Source organism: Agrobacterium pusense (genome assembly GCF_013285525.1).
GTDB lineage: Bacteria > Pseudomonadota > Alphaproteobacteria > Rhizobiales > Rhizobiaceae > Agrobacterium > Agrobacterium pusense.
In genome coordinates, this window is record NZ_CP053858.1 from 144,975 (window position 1) to 170,211 (window position 25,237).

Sequence of the window (25,237 nt, forward strand, 5' to 3'; positions counted from 1 at the left end):
CTTACGCCCGGCAAATTTGCCGGGCGCCGAGGCACGAGCATAAAAACATAAGGGGAATTAAAGTGAAAAGCAAACTCTTGATGATCGGCGCGCTGGCGGCGCTGGCTTCTGGCGCGAGCGCCGCCGAACCGGTAAAGATTGGTGTGATAACGACTTTGTCCGGGCCCGGCGGCTATCTCGGCCAGGATGTGCGCGATGGCATGAAGCTTGCCATCGATGCTGAAGGTGGCAAACTCGGTGGCGTACCGGTTGAACTCAAGGTCGAAGATGATGCTGCTAAGCCTGGGAACGGGCGTCAGATCGCCGAACGATTCATGTCGGAAGATGGCGTCAAACTGTTTACCGGCATCATCTTCTCGAATGTAGCCGGTGCCACCGTGCCGGATATAATCGATAATGACAGGATTTATATTAGCGCCAACGCAGCGCCATCGAACATGGCGGGCAAGGGCTGCGATGCGAATTATTTCGTGGTTTCCTGGCAAAATGACTCGCTCCACGAGGCATCTGGCATTGCTGCGGAGCAGGAGGGTTTCAAACGCGCATTCATACTTGCACCGAACTATCAGGCAGGAAAAGACGCGCTGGCGGGCTTCAAGCGCAGGTTCAAGGGCGATGTTGTCGGTGAGATCTACACCCAACTGGATCAGACTGATTATTCAGCAGAGATGGCGCAAATTCGCGCCGCAAACCCCGATGTGGTCTTTCAGTTTCATCCCGGTGGCATGGGTATTGCGTTCATGCGCCAGTATCAGCAGGCAGGTCTTCTCGGCAAGATTCCGATGGTGCTTTCCGAACCATCCAGCGATGCCGTGATCCTCAAATCGCTAGGTGACGCATCAATTGGAATTCTCGCCACCAGCCATTGGAGCCCCGATATGTATAATGCCGCGAGCAAGGAACTCGTGGCAAAGTGGAAAGCCGCCTATCCTGACCGGCCTCTAACCTATTATGGGACTCAAGGATACGATGTGGCTCGCCTTATTGCTTCTGCATTGAAAATGACCGGTGGTGTTGACGATGTGGGTGCCGCGCGGCAAGCGTTGCGTAAGGCTGACTTCAAGTCCGTGCGCGGTAATTTTGCCTTCGGGTCGAACCAGCATCCGTTGCAGGACTGGTATCTCCTTGATGTCGTCAAGGACGAAGACGGCAATCCGACCACCAGGATTAAGAAGAAACTGATCGAAAATTACGGTGATTCGTACGCTGCCGAATGCAAGCTCTGACAGTCGCCGTTTTGCGCGAGTAAGCTCGCGCCATGCATTTTCATTTCTCTTGAAGGTCGTTTCCTCCAATGACACTAATCTTCGAGCAACTTTTGAATGGACTTCTCTATGGCGTCATGTTGTTCCTTCTGGCAGCAGGGTTGACGCTGATCTTCGGGATCATGGGCGTCATCAACCTCGCTCACGGCTCGCTCTATATGATTGGTGCTTTCATCGGCACCTCCGCGGCCGTGCAGACAGGAAATTTCTGGCTGGGTCTTCCATCAGCAGTCGTGGCAGCAACAATCGCCGGGATCGTGATCGAGCTTGGCATCATGCGAAAGCTTTATCAGCGTGACCATCTCGACCAAGTGCTGGCAACCTTCTCGCTCATTCTGATTTTCAACGAATTGACCGTAATGATCTTTGGGCGGCAGCCGATTTTCACGCAGCTACCCGCCTCGCTCTCGCACCCGATCGAGCTGTTTCCGGGCCTGAGCTATCCGCCATTCCGGCTGCTGATCATTGTGGCTGGCCTGATGGTGGCGGGAGGGCTTTACCTGCTCATCAACCGCACACGGATCGGCATGCTGGTTCGAGCAGGATCGACCAATCGAGATATGGTTCGTGCGCTCGGTGTCGATATCCGCCTCCTCTACACACTGGTATTCGCACTCGGGGCTGCCTTTGCGGGGCTCGCCGGCTTCATGACCGGGCCGATTCTTGCCGTTCAGGTTGGAATGGGCGAGCAAATCCTGCTTGCCACTTTCGTAGTCGTCGTTATCGGCGGCGTTGGCTCTATCAAGGGAGCCTTCATTGCGAGTATCTCGCTCGGCATCATCGATACCTGCCTGCGCGCCTTTCTTCCTTCCATCCTGCGCCACTTCCTGGCCGGGGCCGAAGCAGACGCCCTGGGCGTGGGTATCGCATCCATGGGAATCTATCTGCTGATGGCAATCGTTCTTCTGTTCCGCCCGAGAGGCCTCTTTCCGGTGGGAGCCTGACACATGCCTTATCGCTTTTTATTGGTACTTCTCTGCTGCGTGACGCTTGCGCTATTTCCATTCGGCGCCGAAGCGATAGGGCAGACAGCGGCGTCAAGTCTAGTCGCCAGGATCATGATCTATGCAATCGCAGCAGCCAGCCTCAATCTCATCCTCGGCTACGGCGGGATGGTATCGTTTGGTCATGCTGCGTTCTTTGGGATCGGCTCATACGTCGTGGGCATTCTCTATTTTCACCATGCAGAAGGTTCGCTGGTATTCGGTTTGATTCCGGGCTCCGATCAATTCCTGATCACTGTCCCGGCTGCAATTCTGGTAGCCGGCCTTGTGGCATTGGTGATTGGAGCACTGGCGCTGCGCACGTCGGATGTGTCGTTCATCATGATTACACTCGCTTTTGCGCAGATGCTCTTTTTCCTTTTCGTTTCACTGAAGACCTACGGCGGCGAAGACGGGATTATTGTCCGCCAGGCTAATGATCTTCTCGGCCTCAGCCTGCGGGACAAGACGACGATGTATTATGTCATCCTCGTCTCGATGATCCTGTATTTCAGCTTCTTGTGGCGGGTTGTACATTCGTCCTATGGCGCAGTGCTGTCAGGTATTCGCCAGAGCGAGCGACGCATGACAGCGATGGGAATCGCAACTTATCGCTACAAGCTTTACGGCTTTGTGCTTTCAGGGATGGGCGCGGGCCTCGCAGGAGCGCTCCTAACCATTTTCATGCGGTTCGCGAGCCCTGATACGCTGCACTGGACAAAATCGGGTGAATTGATGGTGATGGTCATTCTGGGAGGGGTCGGCACTTTCTTCGGCCCTATCTGGGGGGCGGCGGCATTCCTGATCCTGCAGAATTATCTCTCCTCCTGGACGGAGCATTGGCAACTCGCCATGGGGTTCATTCTGCTTGTTCTTGTTTTGGGGACCAAAGGCGGAATTGTTGGCGGTTGGCGAGCGCTTTGGCGTCAGTTGCATAAAGACGGCAAGGTGGAGGTGACCGCATGACGGCGATCTTGCAGGTTCGCGATCTGGTGAAGCGCTTCGCCGGGCTAATTGCTACGGATCAAGTGACGCTCGACGTAACGGAAGGACACATCCATGCCCTAATCGGACCCAATGGGGCCGGAAAGTCTACACTTATCAACCAGCTGTGCGGTGAGCTAACATCTACCTCTGGGACGATCAGCCTGATGGGAGAGGATGTGACCAACATGCCCCCCGCGATACGAGTCGGGCGCGGCTTGGGACGCACGTTCCAGATATCGACGCTCCTGAATGATATGACTGTGCGCCAGAATATCGCAATGGCGGTGCAGGCGCGGGATGGACACAATTTCCGGGTCCTCGACAGTCTGAGAGGCCGTACGGCTCTCTGGCGAGAGGCCGACGAAATCCTTGCGGGAAGCCGGCTGGCACGTCACCCGGAACAACTCGCAGGCGATCTGTCGAGTGGTGGGCGCAAGCAGTTGGAGTTGCTGATGGCGCTTGCCGGAAAGCCGAAGCTTCTACTCCTCGACGAGCCGATGGCCGGCCTGGGCCCTGCCGAAAGTCAGGATATGATCGAGCTTCTTCAGGGCTTGCGCGGCAAGGTTTCGATGCTGCTTGTCGAGCATGACATGGAGGCAGTGTTCGCGCTGGCCGACCGCATATCAGTCCTGGTTTATGGCCGCGTCATCCTAACGGGCACGGTCGAAGACATACGGGCGAGCGAAACTGTACGGGAAGCTTATCTCGGTGGAGAGGAGGAGCTGTGCTAAAGATCGAAGGACTGCAGGCCGCTTACGGTCATTCACAGGTATTGTTCGACATTTCGCTTGAAGTAAATCAGGGCGAACTTGTCACTCTCATGGGCCGCAACGGCATGGGCAAGACCACCACTATTCGCACATTAATGGGTCTAATCGCCCCCGAAGGAGGGCGCGTCCAGATAGCGGGCCGTGACACGACCAGCTACAGCCCTGAAAATGTCGCACGTCTTGGTGTCGGCCTTGTGCCGGAAGGACGGCAGATTTTCCCGACTTTGACCGTGCGGGAAAATCTGGTCGCAACTGCTTCGAACCGCTGTAGGCGGCAGTCGCCGTGGGATCTCGGCAAGATATATGCGCTCTTTCCGCGCATGCAGGAGCGCGCGAACCAGACGGCGGGCACGCTTTCAGGTGGCGAACAGCAAATGCTGGCCATTGGGCGCGCATTGATGACTAATCCGCACCTTTTGATCCTTGATGAGGCGACGGAAGGGCTTGCGCCCGTCATCCGTGCCGAAATTTGGCGCTGCATCACGGAATTGCGCGAAATGGGCCAGTCGATCCTTCTGATTGACAAGAATATCGCCGTTTTAAAGAAGCTGGCGGATCGTCATTATATCGTCGAGAAGGGCCGAACGGTTTGGCGCGGCACGAGCGCCGATCTCGAAAACGATCGCGAGAAGGTGCACGCCTATGTCGGGATCTGAGACAATTGTTCTCGTTGGATGGGGCGCTATCGGCAAGCGGGTCGCAGAGCTTCTCACTGAGCGGAAGGGGGCCGTGAAGATAGTTGCCGTGGCGGTGCGCGACCGGTCGGCCTCGCGGGATGGATTGCCTCCCGGTGCCGCACTGATAGAAGATCCCGCGGAACTCGCGGCAACTGGTGCAGGGCTCGTGGTGGAAGCGGCGGGTCGCCCAAGTGTCCTGGCATGGGGCGAAGCAGCGCTTCGCGCAGGAATGGATTTCGCCGTTTCATCAACATCAGCTTTCGTCGATGATGCGATCTTTACAAGGCTGAAAGACATCGCGGCGATCAGCGGCGCGAAACTGATTATCCCGCCCGGCGCGCTTGGCGGGATAGACGCGCTGTCGGCGGCTAGCCGTCTCCCGATTGCACGCGTCGAACACCGCATTATCAAACCTCCGAAGGCATGGGCAGGTACGCAAGCCGCCCAGCTAATACAACTCGATGAAATCACGGACGCTACCACCTTCTTCACGGATACCGCCCGTGAGGCCGCGGACACCTTCCCGCAAAATGCCAATGTCGCTGTGATTACCTCGCTTGCTGGGATAGGGCTCGATCACACAATTGTTTCATTGGTCGCAGATCCAAAAGCGCGTTTGAATACGCATGAGATCATAGCAGAAGGCGATTTCGGCAGAATGCACCTTCGTTTCGAGAATGGACCACTCGCCACCAATCCCAAATCATCGGAAATGACGGCGCTTAATCTTGTCCGCCTGATAGAAAACCGGATCGCCACTACCGCAGTTTAGGACAACCTCCCCGTTGCGGGGATCGCCTGGGATTCAAGACATGCGCAACAACGAACACCACATCCGGCATCTGGCTGAACAAGCAGATTTCGCATCCGCTGATCTCTATCGTGATTACAATGCCAAGGCTACCGTTTCGACAAAAGCCTTTGCCGCCGAAATGCAACGCTACCGCCAAGCCAGTGTCGAACCTCGGGCTCATTGGGGGCGGCATTTTGACTTGGTCTATGACGAAGAAAGCGGTCAAAGGATCGATATCTTCGGCCCCTCGTCAGGCGGTGGGCTAAATCCGGTTTTCATATTCATCCACGGTGGGTACTGGCGGGCTCTATCCAAGGAGGATTCCGCCATGATGGCAGGAATGCTTGCGCGCGAAGGCATTGCCACAGTCGTCGTTGATTATCGGCTGGCACCTGATGTTTCACTCGCCGAAATCGCACGGGAGGTGCGCGCCGCTCTAGCCTTCGTTTGGCTTCACGGGTCGAAGTATGGTCTTGATCCCGACCGGATTACGGTCGGAGGAAGCTCCGCTGGAGGTCACCTTGCGGCTACGCTTCTCTCCGAGAGGTGGCAGGGCGAGTTGGGTTTGCCAAAGGATGTGGTAAAGTTCGCCATGCTCGTTAGTGGGCTTTTTGAACTCGGCCCCGTGGCTGCAACGTTCCCGCAGGAGTGGCTCAATCTTAGTCCTGCCGAGGTCGATCAACTTAGTCCAATACGCCACATTCCAGCACTTGGCTGTCCGATAACCGTGGCATGGTCAGATCAGGAAGCGGACGGCTTCAAGCGCCAGTCGCGCGCTTTTGCCGACTGCTGGATTGCTGCTGGTGGAAGGGTGACGGAACTCGAGGTCGCGGACCGGAACCACTACAACATCCTGATGGACTGGTGCTCGTCGAAAACCGAAATGTCGCAAGCTTTGCTTACTGGCATTCTCTCCGTCGGTTGACAGTTTTCAAAGAGAACTAGGCGGTCGCGCCCTCGGTTAGGCTGACAGTTTCGGTCGCGGAAATGCGAGTGCACCAGGCAATTCATGCGCTAAAGCACATAGATTTATAGTTAAAGTATGAATTGCCACATGAGTTGAAACGTTACATGTGTGCTTGGCGACAATCTGGGCTCGTCCAGGTTCATAGATTACAGAGGCAAGGCATCGTGATGAAGAAATCCAACGTGCAGCTTTTCATAGGCGGTGAATGGCGCAAGACCGTCGACACCCTTCCAATCATCAATCCCGCGGATGAAACCGAGATTGGGCGGGTCTCAGTAGCGGGACGCGGGGATCTTGAGGCTGCATTACAGGCTGCCTGGAGCGGGTATCAGGTATGGCGCAATACTGCGCCCGCGGCACGTGCCGATATCATCATGAAAGCGGCGGCGCTTATGCGCGAGCGGCAGGAAGAGATCGCACGCGCGATTACGCTCGAAAACGGGAAACCGATATCCGAGGCGCGGCTGGAAGTCATTCGAGGATGCGAATTCTTCGAATGGGACGCGGGGGAGTGCACACGCTTCTATGGCCGGGTCATTCCGAGCGCTCCCGGCCTTCGCTACATTGTTGTGCATGAGCCTATAGGCCCCGTCGCGGCTTTCGCACCATGGAATTTTCCAATGAGCCAACCCGCGCGCAAGATCGCTGGCGCTCTCGCCGCCGGTTGCTCCATTATTCTTAAGGCGTCTGAAGAAACACCCACTGCAGTTACGCATATTGCGCGCGCATTTGAGGATGTGGGTCTGCCACCCGGTGTGCTGAACCTGGTTTTCGGGGTTCCGGCAGACATTTCGCAGTTCCTCATCCCAAGCACTGAAATCCGGGCTATCGCGTTCACGGGGTCAACAGTTGTCGGCAAGCACTTGACCGAGATCGCCGCGCGTCACATGAAGCCCGCTCTCATGGAGCTGGGTGGTCACGCTCCAGTCATTGTTTGCGAGGACGCTGATCCGGTCGCGGCGGGCATCGCATCGGCACGCAGGAAGTACCGCAACTCGGGCCAGGTATGCACCTCGCCGACGCGTTTCTTTGTTCATGAAGCTCATTATGCGCGTTTCACGGCGGCATTCATCGAAACGGCACAGTCAATCCGTGTCGGTAATGGTCTGGATGAAGGAGTGCAAATGGGTCCTGTTGCCAATGATCGTCGCATTGCGGCGCTGGAAGAGTTGGTAAGCGATGCGGAAGGCAAGGGCGCTAAGTTGCTTTTCGGTGGCCACCGTCTAAAGAACAACGGTTATTTCTTCCCACCGACGGCCCTGGCGGAATTGCCTGACGATGCCCGTGCGATGTCGGAAGAACCTTTTGGCCCACTCGCCTTGATCAATCCCGTGCCGTCCATCGACGCGGCCATCGAAAAAGCGAACTCACTTCCTTTTGGCCTTGCCGCATATGGCTTCGCGAACTCCGCGAAAAATGTGGATCGTCTGATGTCGGGCCTGGAGGCTGGAAACGTCTCGATCAATACGCTCGAAGCATCGGTCGCCGAAACACCATTTGGTGGGATTAAGGACAGTGGGTTGGGCCGCGAGGGCGGAGCCGAGGGCTTGCACCACTATACAGTTGTCAAGAACGTCTCGCATCGCTTGGCGATTAGCCTCTAGAGTAATCCCGTTGCTATTTGATACCCGAGATGCCGCGAGCGGGACTGTCAGTCCTGCGTTCCGCCCACGGGTAATGGATCGGCACGTTATGCGTCGCGGCCTGTGGGTGTTTAATTTACTTGGTTTTTTCACCATGATGGTCGTATGGGGAACTAAAACGGATGCAGCTTTCTAAATTGAAACGTGTCGCAGCAGCTATTGTGGTGTCGTCTGCTCTCGGCGGCGCGAATCAGGCTCATGCCGCCGACACGGTTAAAATCGGATTTATTACGACCTTGACCGGCGCCGCGGGATATCTCGGTCAAGACGTGCGCGATGGGTTCGATCTCGCCGTTAAACAGGGTAATGGTCTGCTCGGTGGCAAAAAAGTCGATATGGTTATTGCCGACGACGGACTGAAACCATCAACAGGACGCCAGTTGGCGGACCGGTTCCTGTATGATGAGCAGGTCGATATCATAACGGGCATGATTTTCTCGAACGTAGCTTCGGCTATCATCCCTGAAGTTATCGACGCTGGCAAGATTGTCATTAGCCCTAACGCGGGGCCCACCGAATTTGCCGGCGCTCACTGCAATGCGAACTATTTCGTTATGTCTTGGTTGACTGACAGCATGCAGGGCAGCGCTGGAAGCAATGCACGGGCTCTTGGCTTTAAGCGAGCCATGGTGCTCGCCCCGAATTTCCAGGCGGGAAAGGACGCCGTCGAGGGCTTTCGGCGCACTTTCGGTGGGCAGATAGTGGACGAGGTCTATACAAGCTTGGACCAGATCGATTTCGCGGCAGAAATGGCGCGAATAAGGTCGGTCAAACCGGATGTGGTGTTCCAGTTCCATCCCGGCGCATTGGGAATTGCATTTCTTCGTCAATACCAGCAATCGGGGCTTTTGAATGAAATACCAATGGTGGTAGCTGAACCATCCATGGATCATGCCATCCTGCGTTCTCTTGGCGGAGTTGCAGAAGGCCTCAATGTCTCCGGTTCGTGGAACGTCGATCTGGATAACGAAGCCAACAGGCAATTTGCTGCCGCCTTTGAGGGCGAGTACGGTCGGACGCCAACCATGTATGCAGCGCAGGGCTATGATACGGCGCAGGCGATTGGCGCGGCGCTGTCCCATGCCGGCGTTGATTTTAAAGACATCCGAAAGTTTCGCTCCGCGATGTTGCAGGCCGATTTCCCCTCCGTTCGAGGCAAGTTTGCCTTTGGCAAGAATCAGCATCCGATTCAAGACTGGTACGCTATGCGCGTCGAGAGTGATGGAAAGGGCGGCTATCGCTTGGTGACGAAAGAGAAGATTGCCGAGATGTATGGGGATGTGTTTGCTGATAAATGTAAGCTCGAGCCCGCATTATGAGGCATAACCAAATTCGAATTAAGGGTTCAGATCTCAGCCTCGAACAACTCGTACTTGAAGACGAGACGCTTGTAACATGCATTCCGGATCTCGGTCCTGTCCAATGGAGGCGCGATCAGCTCATAGGTGAAATGCAACTCTCGGCGAAAGGGCCGAATCCCGCCTCTTCGATGAACATCACAGAAAGCGGATCTGCCGATACACTATCGCTAAGCTTCAATATCTATCTTGTCCAATCCCGTGCTGGAAATATTTTGATAGATACAGGGATCGGAAGTGGTAAGCACCGTGCTGACCGGCCTGCATGGGATAGGCTAAGAGGTCCTCTTCTCGCCATTCTGGAAGGTCTTGGGTTAAGTACGATCGACATTAACTTCGTGGTCAACACCCATTTACATGCCGACCATGTCGGCTGGAACACAATTATTGATGCTAGCGGGGTGTGGCGGCCGACGTTTCCTGCGGCGGTTTATGTTACGCCGGCACTAGAACTTGAGGCAATGCTGGTCAAAGCTCGGGCGGCTTCCAGTTCGTCGGATCTGCTCCACGGCGCCTGGGAAGACAGCGTCATGCCGATCATCGACGGTCCCGGATATTTGACGGTGCAACCAGGTGAGATGTTCGCCGGGCTTCAAACGATCGCGTTGCCTGGGCACACTCCCGGAATGATCGGTCTGATCTTGAGCAGCGGAAATCAAACAATCGTCTTCACAGCGGACGCGATCCATCATCCTGTCCAGTTATCCAACAATGTACCAGCATCGAACTTTTGCATAAATCCAGAGGAATCGGTCCAGACACGCATCGAACTACTTGAGACCTGTGCGCGCAATGATTGGGTCATCGCACCATACCACTTTCCAACCCCCGCCTTCAGTCGAATCAAGCGAAATGAAGCAACGGGCTACGAAATAGAGCCTCTCGGCGTGCAAGAGGCATGAGGACCTCCGCATGGATCCTCTGGATCGAATATGTGGCACCGGCGACATTGGCGTCTAATGCACCCTCGAACGGAACAAGATGATGATCTAAATCACAGCTGAAGAAGAGGTATGCTTGCCGTAAGAACTATGGTATGCCTGCGGCGAAGGCCGTCTGTCTTGACTTGGTGATTAGCTCTAAGTCCATGGCTTATGTCATGCACTACAGTGATTTCCCCCATTGAGCTTTTGTCTGTCGACGATGTTGGTCGCCGGCGGGATTGGTCGGACGAAGAGAAGGTTCGGATCGTCGAGGAAAGCCTGCAAGGCTTTCGGCAGGGTTCGGTAACGGCGCGGCGTTATGGATTGTCGCGGTCACTGTTGACCCGTTGGCGTCGGGAATACCGAAGCGGACTTCTGCACGTTTCCGCGTCAACGGGCTTCGTGCCGCTTTCGATTTCGCCACCGCCGGCGGCATCTTTCGAGATGGGCCCGCGGCGGCCTGAAGACGACAGTATGATCGAGATCGGCTTGCCGAACGGTCGTCGCCTGACGATCCGGGCTTCGCTTGATCCAACTATCCTTGCTCGGCTGTTGCCGGTTCTGGACGCGTCATGATCGCCTTTCCGCCCGGGGTGAAGGTGTGGATTGCGGGCGGTGTGACGGACATGCGTTGTGGCATGAACAGCCTGGCGTTGAAGGTGCAACAGGGGCTTGGCCGCGATCCCCATGGCGGCGAGGTCTTCTGCTTTCGAGGTCGCAAAGGTGACCTGATCAAGGTTCTGTGGCATGACGGCGTCGGCATGTCGCTCTACCTGAAGCGCCTGGAGGCAGGCAAGTTCATCTGGCCGGTTAGCCAGAATGGCTCCGCCGTGCCGGTGTCGGCGGCTCAACTCGGCTATCTTCTGGAAGGGATCGACTGGCGTAATCCACGCTGGACGCAGCGACCTGCAACGGCAGGCTGATCGCGAACATTCCTCTGTTTTTGTTGGGCTTTTGACAAGCGGCATGGTAACTTTCGGCCATGGACGACGCTGCTTCGGAGATAGCCAGGTTACGGGCCGCGCTTGCGGCATCGGAGGCGCGTGCCGCATCCGCCGAGGCTGATCTCGCTCAGGTGCGAGCCATCGTGACGACGTCCGAGGCAATGATCCGGCACCTCAAGCTCGAGATCGCCAAGTTACGTCGCGAGCAATATGGTCAGAGTTCGGAACGACGCGCCCGGCTGATCGACCAGATGGAATTGCAGCTCGAAGAACTTGAGGCCGACACCACCGAGGACGAGATCGCCGCGGAACGCGTGGCGGCTGAGGTTGTGCAAGTTCCAGCCTTTGAACGCCGCCGCCCGGTCCGCAAGCCGTTTCCCGAGCACCTGCCGCGCGAACGGCTGATCATCAAGGCACCCTTGACCTGCAACTGCTGCGGCTCGGCCCGGATCGTTAAGATGGGCGAGGATATCACCGAGACGCTGGAGGTGATCCCGCGCCAGTGGAAGGTGATCCAGACGGTGCGCGAGAAGTTCACCTGCCGGGACTGCGAGAAGATCAGCCAGCCACCGGCACCTTTCCATGCGACGCCACGCGGATGGGCGGGACCGAACTTGCTCGCGACTATCCTGTTCGAGAAGTTCGGCCAGCATCAACCATTGAACCGCCAAGCTGAGCGCTACGCCAGAGAGGGCGTCGATCTCAGCCTCTCTACACTGGCCGACCAGGTTGGAGCCTGCGCAACGGCGCTGCAGCCCATTCATGATCTGATCCGCGCCCATGTGCTGGCTGCCGGGCGGCTTCATGGCGACGACACTACCGTGCCGCTGCTGGCCAAGGGCGCAACGAAGCAGGCAAGGTTATGGACCTACGTTCGCGATGATCGTCCCTTCGCGGGTGATGCGCCTCCTGCGGCACTCTTCTACTTCTCGCCGGATCGGGAAAAGACCCATCCCAACACGCATCTTGCCGGATGGCACGGCATACTGCAGGCGGATGCCTATGGCGGCTACAACGATCTTTATCGCGCGGACCGCCGCCCCGCGGCGGTGATCAGCGCGCTCTGCTGGAGCCACGCGCGACGGAAGTTCTTCGAGCTGGCTGACATCGCCGGAAACGTGCGCAAAGGCAAACCTGCCCATGAGATATCGCCTGTCGCGCTTGAAGCAGTGGCCCGCATCGACGCGTTCTTCGAGATCGAGCGTAACATAAACGGTAAATCCGCAGAGGAACGATTAGCTGCCCGACAACAGCACACTCGTCCGCTTGTCGAGGACCTGCACGACTGGCTCATGGCCCAGCGCTCCCCGATGTCGAAGCACAATCCCGTCGCCAAGGCGATCAACTACATGTTCGAGAAGGACGGGCGCTGGGAAGCCTTCACCCGGTTCCTCAACGATGGCAGCCTCTGCATGTCGAACAATGCGGCAGAGCGAGCCCTGCGCGGGATCGCTCTGGGAAGAAAAGCATGGCTATTCGCTGGCTCCCAGCGCGGCGGCGAGCGTGCTGCGTTCATGTATTCCCTGATCGTCACGGCTAAGATGAACGATATCGATCCGCAAGCCTGGTTGGCGGACATCCTCGCCCGCATGCCCAACATTCCCGTATCACGACTGCCGGAACTGCTGCCTTGGAACTGGTCCGCCGCTGGTAGCGGCCGACAGATGGCCGCCTGATGGGCCGCCCGACGCACGTCTACACGATCGGCTACGTCGCTGTGACGGCAGCGAAGAGGGCATCACCACATTCACCGACCGGGGCGTCGAGAGCCTGAAGGAATTCCTCGCCGACATCCGCACATGGGAGGGCGGTGTCCGGCAGTTCCTCATAGACGAGCAATGCCATCCGGAAAGGATCGAACGCATCATGGCAGACCAGCCAAAATCATAAGCGGTGCGGCCTACGCCGGATAGATACGAACTATGGCCGTCGAAGCCGGCTTTTGCTGGCTGCGCTATCACCTCCCCAATGTCTGGCAACGGAGGTGACGCTTTGCTACCATAGTCCGTTCTCGCCATGCTGAACGTTGTCGACATAGGCCTCGGCCGTAACCACGCTGAGTCCAAGGTTTTCGCCGGACGTGCCCGTGACGCGGCCACTGGGGCTCGCTTGCCAAGTCGATCTGCGGTGAGAGAGCCTGTCAGATGCCTACCGCGAGATATCCCTGATGAATGCGATCGGTGAATTCTTTCATGAGAGCGGCGTTATTGGAACGACTTACGCGGGTGTGTGCCGATCGCTGCACAGATGAAGGGCGTGACCCCCCGGCAACGCCTGCATGCGGTTGTTTTATTCGGCGAACTGATCCGGTGATCCGGACATTGTGGTGATAAATGCCGTGACTTCGGCCTATCGATCAGCGACCATACACCATCCAGGTCGTATCCGCTGCATCTATCGAGATTTGCGCCCTCTCCGAGTGAGGGCGCCGTGCCCTGCACCATCGAGCCGGCCATTTCTCTTTCAGCGTCATCTGGGTCAAAGATCGGCAGCGCGGCTGTCAGGGAATTGCGCCAATCGTCGTAGACATCGAGCTGTCCAGTCCCGTTGAGGTCCCTGAAGTGTAAGCCGTGGACCTTTCATGACCTGCTAGGAGTGCACAATGAGTTCTGACCGCTGCTAATCCAAAGCAGTTCTGGAAACCAGAACAATGCCCGCCGCGGCTAAGAACTTGAAAAAGATGCTATCCTCCTCCGAGTTGATCGTTCCGGCACCAAAGGTGCGAGTGGCGCTACCAAGCGGTTGTCATGGTTGGTGCGTGCGGCTATCGAAATGACGCCGGACGATCGACCATGAAGCTATCAATGGGGATGCTAGCAGTGTCGAAATAACGTAGGGTGGTCGTGCCCTGACACCGGAATTCATCGAGTAACCTCGTCGGATCGCGCTTGGTAACCGCTCTAACGGCGCAAAATCATGCCAGCTGCTTCTCTATCCCATGTATTTTCACTTCGGCCGCGTTCACGAAGCCTGAATTTTTGCACCTTCCCGTTTTCGGTCCTTGGCATATCGTCAAGAAAATCTATGAACCGCGGTATCGCAAAGTAAGACATCTTTCCCTCGCAGAAGCGTACGATTTCCTCTTGGCTCGGCATGTGGCCTTCACGCAATACGATAGCGGCCATGACTTCATCCTCTGCGAGTTCGGAAGCAACCGGAAAAACCGCGGCGATCGCAACGGCTGGATGTGCGATCAGGACCTGTTCGACCTCATATGAAGAAATGTTCTCGCCGCGCCGCCGTATGGCATCTTTCATGCGGTCAACGAAACGATAGAAGCCATCCGTGTCTCGAACCATGCGGTCGCCTGTATGAAGCCAAAGGTTGCGCCAAACCTCGACGGTCTTTTCCGGCATTCCATAATAGCCTTGAGACATCGAATGAGGCTCGCGAGCCCGCAGCAAGAGTTCGCCCGCGTGACCGTCTGGTAGAGGATTGTCCTCATCGTCCACGATCATTGCTTCAAAGCCGTCGACCAAACAACCAACCCATCCGGCTTTCCTGTTTTCCGTCGTCGAGCCGATGACTGCGTTGCTCTCGGTAGTACCGTATCCTTCGAGAAGGATGATGCCCGTTCGCCGATGAAACTCCTCACTCGCATGCTGCGGTACACCGGGCGCCAGAGCGACCCTGATCGAGTGATTTCGTTCCGTGTCGGTCGCAGGCTTCGACAGCAGCATCGGGACCATTGCGCCTAACAGATAGGTTACTGTCGCACCCGAAGCGGCCATAACGGGCCAAAACTGCGACACGGAAAACTTCGCTTCGACCACTTGTGTAGAGCCGTGGATCAACGCTTGAAAGAAAGAATTCAACGCATTTGTGTGAAACAGCGGTAGAGGGGTATGCAGAATATCCCCTTCTTTCACGCCTAGTTGTCGGCCAGTATAAACACCCCACCAGAAGAATTGTCCGTGAGGACAAATCACGCCTTTGGAGAGACCCGTCGTCCCGGAGGTGTAAAGGATCGTAAGCGGATCACCGGGTCCGATTGAGGCGGGCGCAGCAGCTTCTCCTGCCTTTGGAAAATCCGTTATTTGAATCGGAATTGCTGGCCAACTTTGTTCATCCGTCTTGCCAACAACCCAAATAAGTTTCACGTCGAGTTTGCTGAAATCAATGCCGTCAAGCGCTGTTAGGAACTGTTCTTCAATGACCAGAAGTTCCGACTTCGAGTTGGATAGGATATGCTGCAACTGAAAACCGCGGGAGGCTGTATTTATTGGAACCGAGACAGCACCCATCCAGGCACATCCGAGAAACACCGACATGAACTCCGGACGGTTAGAGCAAATAACCGCAACTCGATCGCCCTTCTTTACCCCAGCTGAAATAAAGGTACTGGCATAACAAGTGGCTTGTTCCAAGGCTTCACGGAAAGTCCAGTTCGTTCCTTGGCATGAGAAGAGCGTGCAGTCTGGGTGCCGTATGACCTGCCGCTCCAGAAGAGCTGGAACGGTCCTTAGGGAAGGTGAAAACTCGATTATCGGATCGAACGCGCTCGTCATGCTTATTCCTTATCCATTTCAATTGTAGAGTTAAAAAAACCATAGTTGGGTTCAACAGAGTTATATGATAAATCATATTTCTCTGTCGAGTGAAAAATGGAAACTGGGTGAGCTTCAGCGATCGAAACGAGGATGAAAAATGGCCGTTGACATGCTATCGACGAATACAACGTTATGGAAATTGTGATGACCGATACTGGAAGAAAAACTAACGGCGCTGATGTTTCCGATCTGGAGCGCTATCTGCCATATCATTTTCATTTAGTGACCGCAGGTCTCAGCAGTCGCTTCCTCGAGCGATTACGACCGTATGGAGTGACCGTTCAACGTTGGCGGGTACTGATGGTGATAATGACCAAGGGACCGCGCAATATCGGAGAACTGGTTAAACTCACATTGATACCTCAATCCGCTTTAAGCCGGCTGATCGATCAGATGGAGCGCGACGGTTTGGTAAAGCGGCACACCCTGCCGAGCGACACCCGGGTGGTGGAAGTAAGGCTGACTGACCATGGCCGAGAAATTTATCGTCAACTGGCTCCGGCCGCCACCAAGCATGCTCAAAGCATGATCTCCGGCTTCCGAGATGATGAGGTGGAGGACCTTTTCAACAAGCTTCAGAGAATCTTAGAGAACCTTGAGGTGAACCCTGTCTTCGACTGAAAGCGCGATCAGTCGGTTTCTGGAAGACTTTATAATCTGCATAACTGCCAGCGGCTCCTTTCTTGAACTGAGTCTGCGACTATTACAGTCTGCTTGCAATTCGGCGCCGGCATTCAAGACTGGAGTAGCCGTCTTGTTGCTTCCGCCACGTTCTTCTCTCTCAATAAACTCTCGCCGACGAGGAACAAGTTAATGCCAATCTTCCGCAGCCGTTGGCAATCACTTACATTGAAAATACCGCTTTCACTGACGATGAGGCGGTCATCGGGCACGTAGGGAGCGAGTTTTTCGCTCGTTTCAAGCGAAAGTCCGAAACTGCCAAGATCTCGATTATTGATCCCTATGAGGAGCGCAGGCAGCTTCAATGCCCTTTCAATCTCCTTTTCGTCATGAACCTCAACCAGTGCATCCATCCCAAGATCTGTGGCCGTCTGGAACAATACAGCCGCCTGTTCGTCGTTTAACATCCTCATAATGAGCAGTATACAGTCCGCTCCCCACAGGCGAGCCTCATATACTTGATATGGATCAAGAATAAAGTCCTTCCTGAGGAGTGGCAAAGAGGACGAATTCTGAGCTGACTCAAGGTACTTCAGTGACCCCCTGAAACTTGGCTCGTCGGTCAGAACGGAGAGACATGCTGCTCCGCCCAACTCGTATTCAGCGGCCAAGGCAGCCGGGTCAAAATCCTGACGGACTGTCCCCTTCGACGGGCTCGCTTTTTTTATTTCGGCGATCAGACCAATCGATCCCGCATCGTGGTGCGTTTTAAGCGCACGGTAAAAGCCGCGGACCTGCGGCCGATCAAGGCAACATGCCTTTAACTCAGATATAGGCACGGCTGCTTTGGCGACAGCAATTTCCTGTATTTTATACGCCTTTATACGCTCCAATAGGTTGTTCATTTCTAATTCCCAAAAATCCTTGTTTAATCGGCTAGCGCTTTTCTGAGTCATAGCCATCAACGCATTCCAGAGGGTGCACTGACCGACCTGAATGTACGGGAGTGTTGGCAATGGCCGCGATCGTGCAAGTCCCGTCAGAAGTCGATCGCCTGTAGCGACGAAATGACTGTGCCATTCACGGTATTGTATTTATCACATTGTAATGCTGTATCGTTTCAATGCCCTTACGGCAATAAACCTCAGCACGCGATCAAACACATAGCCTAGAAGTCCAAGCGTGATAATACCGGCAAAAACCCATTCTGTCCGGCCAAAGTTCCGCGCATTCCATATGAGCGCGCCAAGCCCCTCCTGAGCAGCCACGATCTCTGCGGAAACAATAGTTAGGAACGAGTTGCCCATCGCAATTCTCGCGCCCGTTATCATATAAGGAATGGTTGAAGGTACTATCACCGTGAGGAGAGACTGCATCGAGCTCGCGCCTAAGGCCTGAGATGCCTTGATCCGGAGTTCCGACACTGCAAGCGTGCCAGCCAAGGAATTCAATGTCACAATGAAAACAGTCGTGTAGAAAATCAGCGCGACCTTCGAGGATTCGCCAGGTCCGAGCCAGATGACAGCTAGAGTAACGAACGCGATCGGGGGTACGAAACGAAAAAACTCGATATATGGATCAAAAAGCCGCCGAATAACTGGAAAATAGCCCATGGTCATGCCCAAAGGAATCCCAACTACCACCCCTGCAAACCAACCGGTGAGAATTCTTTGGCTTGATGCCAGAATTGAAGTGGCAAGAGTACCGTCCTCGGCCAGCTCGTAGAGCCCTTCAAGTGTCATTATGGGGGAAGGTAGAAAAAGTGGGGAGATCTGAGAGCTTGCGATTTGCCAAAGCAATAGTCCACCGAGTATTGAGCAGGCAGTGATAGCCGCATTCATGGTCTGTGTCTTCACGTACTCCCAGTTTTTCTGCCCAAGACCCTTCTGCGCGCGCTTTGATGTTAAATTTCTCACAGTCATATAACTGCTCCCTCAGTGGCCAGGCCCTGCTCAATGAGGGTGCGGTTGACTTCAACTGCTATGTCGTCGCGTAGCATTCGCATCAGCTCCACGGCTCGCGGATCATCGAGATCCCTCGGACTTGGTAGATCTACCTCGGTGACTGTCTTGATTCTTGCCCTGGGACCAGCGGTCATCGTAACGATCCTGTCCGCAAGTAGCACAGCCTCACTGATGTCATGCGTGACGAAGACGATCGTCGAACCAGTGGTGCGAGAAATTTTCGCGAGTTCCACCTGCAGGACCTCTCGCGTCTGTGCATCGAGTGCACCGAAGGGTTCGTCCATCAAAATTACGGAAGGCTCATTTGCAAGGACACGTGCGATCTGCGTGCGTTGTCTCATTCCACCAGACAACTCGCCGGGATATTTGTGCGACGCGTGAGTAAGGCCGACCATTTTGATGTATCTATCAGCCGCCTGGCTTCGCTGCTCCTTTGGAACGCCGCGTATGCGAGCTCCATACTCAATATTCTCGCGGACCGTCAGCCAAGGGAATAAAGCCTCTGAACTCTGGAATACCACTCCTCTGTCAATTCCTGGGCCTTTGACGCTTCGCTCCCCAACCAATACGTCTCCAGCAACCGATGCGAACCCCGCAATAGCGTTGAGCAGTGTCGATTTTCCGCATCCAGACGGCCCCAGCAGACATATGAACTCTCCTGCCGCGACCGACAGGTTAATGTCATGAGCAATCTCAAAGTCACCAATTTGTATCGACACGTTCGTTAGTGAAACAGGTACTCCACACTGCATTCTGATCCCCTTTTTTATGATTATCAGTCCAGGCGCCTTCAGGCCGTCCGTCGTCGCGAAAAAGCCGATAGTGCGATGGCTGATCCTAGGCCAGAAGAGCAAGTTTAAAATCTGGGCACAACCTCCAGGCAGATATAAATCTATAGCCCGTATATATATATTATGCGGCTTGTCAGACGGCTCTACAAATCGGGTAAGAGATCCAGCCTATTATCAATTCACTACGCAACGCGGACTTCATGAATTTAGGTAAAGTGGTGTGGCCGGTCGTGAGACTAGGAGTAAATAGGTGGCATCGGGTTGAATGTTTGTGACGTGACAGCGCGTCCAAGTCGCTGGCCCACATTACCCTTACGATACTGGCCGTCACGCAAATCTATATCGTATTCTTATTGACTTATAAGACCGGGGCGATTGTCAGGTCAAAACACGCATGCGCTAATACATCGCCGAATTGGAATTAAAGCCAAATATATTATCAGGAAGAGCAGCCCGACTGTGGCTTTACCTATATCGGAACGCAGCAAAACAACAAGGGGATCGTAATGTCAGTCAACTCTGTAAATCGAATGAAAAAATGCCGCACCCTTGCCGGCTGTCTCTTAGCGCTTCTATCCATCGGGGCTCATGAGGTTCGTGCCGAACCAGTTGAAGTTGGCGTCGGGATCGATCCCGGATATGTCGCCTTTTTTGTTGCCAAGCAGGAAGGGCTGTTCGCCAAACACAACGTTGATGTGCGTTTCACCAACTTCGCTGCAGGCCCCGAAGCTTTGGACGCGATCATCGCGGGCACCGTGAATGTCGCCGCCGCCGCTGAGGTAAGCACGATTATTAGAATGGGCCGCGGCGATGTGAAAGCTGTGGCTGTCGTTACGCAATCGGGCAAGTTCCTGAAGATGGCAGGCAAAACTGACATCGTGGATCCAGGCGCAATCAAGTCGCTCGGTGTCGTGCCAGGCGGTGCGATGGAGTACCTCGCTAATCTAACTATAAATAAATATGGCCTTGACCTGAATCGGTTGAAGATTGTGAAGGCAGGGCCTCCCGAGATGGCTGCACTCTTGGTGCGCGGAGACATCGATGCGTTTTGGCTCTTTGAACCATTCCCTTCTGTCGCTGTTAGGCAGGGCGGCAAGATCCTGGCTGCCAGTGGAGACGTGGGCTATATCTATAATTTCTGGGTCACGGCAAACGGAGCCTGGCTGGAGTCCAACAAATCGAAGCTAGAGGCGATCAATGCCGCCCTTGCAGACGCGTGCGTCTTGACGAAACGCGATCCGCAACGCGCCGCAGAAGCGGTACGCATACAAGCGAAAATTCCGCTTGAACAAACGCTGGAGTTTCTCAAGCAAATTGACTGCACGATGCGCGACTTCACAGACAAGGATTACGAGAGCTACGACTCAGTGGCTGACTTTCTCGTCAAATCTAAAATCACGCCCGCGCGCGTCGATTATCGCAAAAAGATCGTGAGCGGCTTTTACAAGCCGTGATGCCGGCGTGCGGGTAGTGTCGACCACGAGGCGACATACCTGCCCCTCCATCAGGCCTGCCAGAGGAGCGTATTCTTTAAGGAGCAAGGGTCGCGGCCATCTCGCGCGCGACCTTTCTGATTACGGGCTGAAACGCCACCACCGAGGGTGAGGCCGACCGTCCAGTGGCGTGTATGATGGAGATGTCTCTTCCAAGGATTGGATTCTCCAAAGCTTTAACAACAATCTTTCGATCGCGAATTTGAGAGATGGCATAGGCAGGTAAAACCGAGAAGCCCAGATCAGCCTCCACAAAAGCCAAGGCCGTCGCAATTTGCGAAACTTCGAATGCCGGATCCATCAAGATGTCAGCTTCGTCATATCCCATCTCGACTAACCTGCGAATACCGCTTTCGCGCGTGAGCGCGATGAGAGGGCGACCGCTCAAATCGTTCCATGAAAACCTGGGCATGCTCGCGCACTCACTGTCGCACGCGCAAAACACCATCAGATTATCTTTGGCCAGCGTCATTCGCTCAATTCCAACTTCGTTAGGCATGAAGGTACCGAGGCCGCAATCTGCTTGGCCAGCTCGGACTTGTTCAACGATTTCATGCGTTGGGACGTCCACGATCTCCACGGTTATGTTCGGGAACATCGCGCGAAACTCGACAATTGCTTGCGGTAAGATTGCCGATGCCAGTAGTGGAGGCGTCGCGATGAGTAGACGCCCCCGCTGCCGTTTGGAGGTGGCATGCGCATTGCGGACGGCGTGCTTCAAGTCCCTAACAACTTGGAGAGCGGCGCCTTGGAATTCACGGCCACCTGAAGTGAGCTCCACCTTGCGCGTCGTTCGGTCGAAGAGGCGAAGGCCTAGTTCTGTCTCAAGATCCCTGACGTTCTGCGAGAGTGCGGGCTGCGCTAACTTCAGTCGCTCGGCCGCCTTCGTGAAACTTCCGAGTTCGGCAACAGCAAGAAAAACTTCCACCTGACGAAACGTAACATTCATTTTCCGACACCTCATGGAGTTCCAAAATTTATGCATAATATGAAATATCATGTAAATCCCAAATTTCCGGTCGGATAGGTCGCCGGCGTTCCGTTCTTAATCTCAAACTTGCATCGACTTGCATGGGCGCGGTGTCCCAATCTGTTGTGAAGTGCCCTCCAACAGGTTTCATTGGTCAATAGAAGGCTCAATAAGTGAAATTTGCATATATTGTTCTTGTCGATGCAGGAGACGCATCGCATCAAGCTTTGTCCGAAAAAGTATTGGCAGACATTTCGGATGTGCTCCGAACAACGCCAAAGATGACGTGCGCGCACCTTTACACGCCGGGCCGCGCCCAAGATCAGTTTCGAGCGCCAGAGAAATCGCCGTTGCTCGGAATGCAGATATACTTCAATTCCCTGGAAGACCTTGAAGAGGCCGTTTGTCGAGAGGGCAACCTATGGCAACTAGTAGAGATGGAAGTCTTTTCGACCGCTAAAGGAAACGTCGTTACGCAGCAGGCGATGTACGTCCGACATTTTCCAGTCGATCACCCTGAGAGTGTCGCCAGCGATCGCGAGAAGCCCTGTTCGTATCTCGTACATTACCCCGGACCAGCCCATAATCAAAATTCCTGGCTGGGGCATTATATCAAACATCACCCCCAAATCATGAGGACATTTCCCGGTATCAGAAGCATAGAAGTACTCACGCGAGTGGACTGGGTCGGGTTTATTCCCTGGGCACGAGCGAACCACATGCAACGCAATCGTGTTATGTTCGACAGCCAAGCGGCTCTGACCAAGGCTCTTCATTCGCCGGCGCGAAATGCGATGCGAGAAGACTTCGAAAAATTTCCGGCCTATGAAGGCGGTAATTATCATTACCCTATGGAAACATTGATTATTCGGCCGAACAGCGCGTCTATAGACAGCCTTGTCAAATGAAGTCGTGCCCCAACAATTTGCAGGATTGGCCAAATCGTCGGGGCTGCCTTTAGTGATACTCTGAGGTTCGCCGTCATCACACCCGCCTGGCTATGGCAGAGTCGTTCGACACTCGATGCTAGTTCAAGCGCTTCGGTAAATCTGCTTGTCTGTCTGTGGGATTGTGACCTTGCCCCCAAGTTTTATTCAGTTTTGAGTTCGCTCCAGGGGTTTTGGGTTGCTGTAGTCGGGGCGGTGGCGGCGGGGTGTGGTGCGGAGCCATTTCCGCTGCGCAGCACCGCATCACGTCGCGGGCTGATTGTCTGAGCGAACTCGGCGGGTGTCAGCCAGCCGAGGCCAGATGACCTGCCACTGAGAATTTCCTCCAGAATGGATTAGAGTCCGGCCTATTGTGAACCGCCCCAGGTTTCTGGACCATCTGAGGCTAGAGTTTTCCGGCTTCATTCAGGGAGGCGGGCTGGTTGAGCCTCCTGATTTCATCAGCGAGATCGGTACCTTATTGCCGATCGCACCATGCGGCCGAAACTCATTATAGTCTATACGCCAATCCTCCATCTTTTCGCGGGCATCCGCAAGGGTCAGGAACCAGTGCTGATTCAGACATTCGGCGCGGAAGCGGCCATTGAACGCTTCAATGAACGCATTGTCGGTCGGCTTGCCCGGGCGTGAGAAGTCCAAGGTGACGCCTTTGGCGTAGGCCCAAAGGTCAAGATCGCGAGACACGAACTCAGTCCCCTGATCGACACGGATCGTTTTCGGGTAGCCAACTTTCCGGCATACCCGTTCCAAGGTTTGCACGACATCTTCACCTCGATAGCTGTGACGTGGATCAAGCACCGGCACATAGCGCGAGAAGGTGTCGACCACCGTGAGCACCCGCAGTTTCTTGCCGGTCGCGAGTTGGTCGTGAACGAAGTCCATCGCCCAGACATCGTTCGGTCCAACGGCCATTTGCCGATCTTCCCGCAGCTTGGCTTTGACCCGTCGCTTCGGCGTCTTGTTACGCAGTTGCAGGCCCAAGTCTCTGTAAATGCGATAGGTTCGCTTGATGTTGGTCCCCCAACCCTCGCGCTCCAACAATACATGCACGCGACGATAGCCGTAGCGAACACGTATCTCGCAGATCTCACGAATACAACGTTCCAGACCGGCCTGATCGGCACGGCGAGAGGTGTAATGGTAGGTCGACCGATCGAAGTTCAGTGCCCCACAGGCACGCCGGATCGAGATCATCCAATCCCGGCACATACCTTTCACCATCTCGCGTTTCCGAGCAGGCCTTAGAGCTTTCGCCGAATGACATCCTGCAACATCTCACGGTCCAGCGTCAGGTCCGCGACGATCTTCTTCAACCGCGCATTCTCGTCCTCGAGCTGCTTCAGCTTCTTCATCTCCGGCGGCAGCATGCCAGCGTATTTTTTCTTCCAGTTGAAATAGGACGCCTGGCTAATTCCCGCCTTGCGGCAAATCTCCGCCACCGACACTCCTTCATCACCCTGCTTCAGAATGAACGCCTTCTGAGCGTCCGAAAACTGCGATGCTTTCATCGTCTTCCGTTCCTTTCCCAGCCAGGAAAATGCACCGGAAAACTCTAACCAAAAACGGTCCAGTTTGAAGGGTTCAGATCACTCGATCACCAGCCGCTACCAAGCCTCAGCACACGTTGAGCTCAAGATCTAAAATTGGCTAGGATCGTCATATTCGGCGCTCGTGAGTGTCGTCCGGTTGCAATCGGGTACTGACAGTCACCCGACCGCGATGCGACTAAATGGATAATCTTCCAACTTGTGACTGCCGGTTTACGCGCGGATGTTCGACTGCAACATGTTGGGACGACTACCCCTTCCATTTAGCATCGTGGTCTGGAAATCTTCGATCGCTTGTCTGTTCGCCTTCGCAAAAGACGGCCCCCTGCTTGGTTCGATACCATTTAAGGCGCGAAGCTTGACCTGCATCTCGATGCTTTTCATGGCGACAGCTGCGCAGCTAATTATGGGAGCATGTCCGACACGCAGACCACGTTCACGGCCGAGCAAGAGACCAGGTAGTACTCCCGCCGGCACGATCACGTCAGCGCCGGACCTCACCATAGGCTCCGCAATCTCACAAAACGCCTCGACCAGTCTCACTTTCGCTTCCTCGTCGCCAGCGAAGGCTGCTGAGAAATCAGAGGGAATAACGTTCAAGCCGCCGATATGACTGATACGGTCACGCAAGCCGTATCGATCGCTCTGCTCCAGGAACCAGACGCGGTAGATCTCGTCGATGGAGATGAGAGCAATGTTTCGCCCCATCTGGGCAGCGTAGTGCAGCGTCACTTCACCGGTTCCCACGACAGGGATAGAAACGGCGGATCGAAGTTCGTAAAGGCCAGGATCTTGAAAGTGTCCCATAACGATGGCGTCATAGCCGGCTTCTTCGGCCGCGATTCCGTTGTCAATCGCAACTGCGGCACAGCGAAACTCGGACAGCCGCCCGAACGCTCGGTCCGGTGGGCTCATTCCGAATACATCGACCTTTGTTCCCGGGTCTGCTATCTCATTTAGGTAGCTTGAGAGCCTTTCGAGATATTCTTTGCTGGATGTCTCGTCTATAAAACTTTGCCAAAAAATTCGCATTACCACTTTCCC

24 protein-coding genes and 1 pseudogene are annotated in these 25,237 nt (G+C 54.9%); 16 read left to right on the plus strand and 9 right to left on the minus strand.

All coding sequences use genetic code 11. The features are described 5' to 3' along the window. Positions 1–62 precede the first annotated feature (62 nt). From HQN82_RS23775 to tnpC, 13 genes are all read left to right on the plus strand, one after another. A complete protein-coding gene (locus HQN82_RS23775) occupies positions 63–1,226 on the plus strand; it encodes an ABC transporter substrate-binding protein (RefSeq protein WP_234904963.1) in 1,164 nt (387 codons plus the stop codon). 68 nt (positions 1,227–1,294) lie between these two features. Further along, positions 1,295–2,209 carry a branched-chain amino acid ABC transporter permease gene (locus tag HQN82_RS23780; protein ID WP_173616123.1) on the plus strand — a complete coding sequence of 305 codons (915 nt, stop codon included), beginning with the start codon at positions 1,295–1,297 and terminating at the stop codon, positions 2,207–2,209. A gap of 3 nt (positions 2,210–2,212) precedes the next feature. Continuing rightward, complete coding sequence (locus tag HQN82_RS23785) at positions 2,213–3,214, plus strand: branched-chain amino acid ABC transporter permease (protein ID WP_173616124.1); 1,002 nt, start codon at positions 2,213–2,215, stop codon at positions 3,212–3,214. Then, entirely contained in the window at positions 3,211–3,966 is a 756-nt protein-coding gene (locus tag HQN82_RS23790) for an ABC transporter ATP-binding protein (protein WP_173616125.1), read from the plus strand. The genes HQN82_RS23785 and HQN82_RS23790 overlap by 4 nt, the downstream gene beginning before the upstream one ends. Further along, positions 3,960–4,661 (plus strand): ABC transporter ATP-binding protein, encoded by a 702-nt coding sequence (locus tag HQN82_RS23795; RefSeq protein ID WP_173616126.1) that lies wholly within the window; start codon positions 3,960–3,962, stop codon positions 4,659–4,661. The genes HQN82_RS23790 and HQN82_RS23795 overlap by 7 nt, the downstream gene beginning before the upstream one ends. Then, complete coding sequence (locus tag HQN82_RS23800) at positions 4,648–5,454, plus strand: aspartate dehydrogenase (protein ID WP_173616127.1); 807 nt, start codon at positions 4,648–4,650, stop codon at positions 5,452–5,454. Before HQN82_RS23795 ends, HQN82_RS23800 begins: the two co-directional genes overlap by 14 nt. 40 nt (positions 5,455–5,494) lie before the next feature. Then, entirely contained in the window at positions 5,495–6,400 is a 906-nt protein-coding gene (locus HQN82_RS23805) for an alpha/beta hydrolase (RefSeq protein WP_234904964.1), read from the plus strand. Positions 6,401–6,609: 209 nt separating this feature from the next. Continuing rightward, complete coding sequence (locus HQN82_RS23810; RefSeq protein WP_173616392.1) at positions 6,610–8,046, plus strand: NAD-dependent succinate-semialdehyde dehydrogenase; 1,437 nt, start codon at positions 6,610–6,612, stop codon at positions 8,044–8,046. Between the two features lie 161 nt (positions 8,047–8,207). Then, a complete protein-coding gene (locus HQN82_RS23815) occupies positions 8,208–9,404 on the plus strand; it encodes an ABC transporter substrate-binding protein (protein ID WP_173616128.1) in 1,197 nt (398 codons plus the stop codon). Next, on the plus strand, positions 9,401–10,345 hold the full coding sequence (locus tag HQN82_RS23820; protein WP_173616129.1) for an MBL fold metallo-hydrolase: 945 nt from the start codon (positions 9,401–9,403) through the stop codon (positions 10,343–10,345). Before HQN82_RS23815 ends, HQN82_RS23820 begins: the two co-directional genes overlap by 4 nt. A gap of 192 nt (positions 10,346–10,537) precedes the next feature. Continuing rightward, a complete protein-coding gene (gene tnpA, locus HQN82_RS25780; RefSeq protein WP_173616130.1) occupies positions 10,538–10,942 on the plus strand; it encodes an IS66-like element accessory protein TnpA in 405 nt (134 codons plus the stop codon). Further along, positions 10,939–11,289, plus strand: a complete 351-nt coding sequence (gene tnpB, locus HQN82_RS23830; RefSeq protein WP_010009780.1) for an IS66 family insertion sequence element accessory protein TnpB — start codon at positions 10,939–10,941, stop codon at positions 11,287–11,289. Before tnpA ends, tnpB begins: the two co-directional genes overlap by 4 nt. A gap of 59 nt (positions 11,290–11,348) precedes the next feature. Continuing rightward, positions 11,349–12,986: an IS66 family transposase gene (gene tnpC, locus HQN82_RS23835; protein WP_173616131.1), complete on the plus strand. Its 1,638-nt coding sequence runs from the start codon at positions 11,349–11,351 to the stop codon at positions 12,984–12,986. A gap of 31 nt (positions 12,987–13,017) precedes the next feature. On the opposite strand, the gene HQN82_RS23840 is transcribed toward tnpC, so the two are convergent. After that, positions 13,018–13,155, minus strand: a complete 138-nt coding sequence (locus HQN82_RS23840) for a hypothetical protein (RefSeq protein ID WP_173616051.1) — start codon at positions 13,153–13,155, stop codon at positions 13,018–13,020. Between the two features lie 1,055 nt (positions 13,156–14,210). Continuing rightward, entirely contained in the window at positions 14,211–15,818 is a 1,608-nt protein-coding gene (locus HQN82_RS23845) for an ATP-dependent acyl-CoA ligase (RefSeq protein ID WP_173616132.1), read from the minus strand. 186 nt (positions 15,819–16,004) lie between these two features. On the opposite strand from HQN82_RS23845, the gene HQN82_RS23850 reads away from it, so the two are divergent. Continuing rightward, entirely contained in the window at positions 16,005–16,481 is a 477-nt protein-coding gene (locus HQN82_RS23850; RefSeq protein WP_173616133.1) for a MarR family winged helix-turn-helix transcriptional regulator, read from the plus strand. Between the two features lie 113 nt (positions 16,482–16,594). Here HQN82_RS23850 and trpC read toward each other — a convergent pair whose 3' ends face one another. The 3 genes from trpC to HQN82_RS23865 all read right to left on the minus strand — a co-directional run bounded on the left by trpC (position 16,595) and on the right by HQN82_RS23865 (position 19,197). Continuing rightward, positions 16,595–17,386, minus strand: a complete 792-nt coding sequence (gene trpC, locus HQN82_RS23855; RefSeq protein ID WP_173616393.1) for an indole-3-glycerol phosphate synthase TrpC — start codon at positions 17,384–17,386, stop codon at positions 16,595–16,597. Positions 17,387–17,578: 192 nt separating this feature from the next. After that, positions 17,579–18,322, minus strand: a complete 744-nt coding sequence (locus HQN82_RS23860) for an ABC transporter permease (protein WP_427832760.1) — start codon at positions 18,320–18,322, stop codon at positions 17,579–17,581. A gap of 77 nt (positions 18,323–18,399) precedes the next feature. Continuing rightward, complete coding sequence (locus HQN82_RS23865; RefSeq protein ID WP_173616394.1) at positions 18,400–19,197, minus strand: ABC transporter ATP-binding protein; 798 nt, start codon at positions 19,195–19,197, stop codon at positions 18,400–18,402. Between the two features lie 545 nt (positions 19,198–19,742). On the opposite strand from HQN82_RS23865, the gene HQN82_RS23870 reads away from it, so the two are divergent. After that, positions 19,743–20,690 carry an ABC transporter substrate-binding protein gene (locus HQN82_RS23870; RefSeq protein ID WP_173616135.1) on the plus strand — a complete coding sequence of 316 codons (948 nt, stop codon included), beginning with the start codon at positions 19,743–19,745 and terminating at the stop codon, positions 20,688–20,690. Between the two features lie 76 nt (positions 20,691–20,766). Here HQN82_RS23870 and HQN82_RS23875 read toward each other — a convergent pair whose 3' ends face one another. Continuing rightward, a complete protein-coding gene (locus HQN82_RS23875; RefSeq protein WP_173616136.1) occupies positions 20,767–21,678 on the minus strand; it encodes a LysR family transcriptional regulator in 912 nt (303 codons plus the stop codon). 194 nt (positions 21,679–21,872) lie between these two features. Here HQN82_RS23875 and HQN82_RS23880 point away from each other — a divergent pair, with 194 nt between their 5' ends. Then, positions 21,873–22,607, plus strand: coding sequence for a hypothetical protein (locus tag HQN82_RS23880; RefSeq protein ID WP_173616137.1), 735 nt, complete (start codon positions 21,873–21,875; stop codon positions 22,605–22,607). A 182-nt stretch (positions 22,608–22,789) separates the two neighbouring features. Here HQN82_RS23880 and HQN82_RS23885 read toward each other — a convergent pair. The 3 genes and pseudogenes from HQN82_RS23885 to HQN82_RS23895 form a co-directional block, all read right to left on the minus strand. Further along, positions 22,790–22,948 (minus strand): annotated as a pseudogene (locus HQN82_RS23885) (IS3 family transposase); the annotation flags it as partial. Positions 22,949–23,051: 103 nt separating this feature from the next. After that, a protein-coding gene (locus HQN82_RS23890; protein ID WP_173616138.1) for an IS3 family transposase occupies positions 23,052–24,154 on the minus strand; the annotation gives its coding sequence in 2 pieces (ribosomal slippage) (positions 23,052–23,893 and positions 23,893–24,154; 1,104 coding nt in all). Positions 24,155–24,406: 252 nt separating this feature from the next. Beyond that, a complete protein-coding gene (locus HQN82_RS23895; protein ID WP_173616139.1) occupies positions 24,407–25,225 on the minus strand; it encodes an aspartate/glutamate racemase family protein in 819 nt (272 codons plus the stop codon). Between the last annotated feature and the right edge of the window lie 12 nt (positions 25,226–25,237).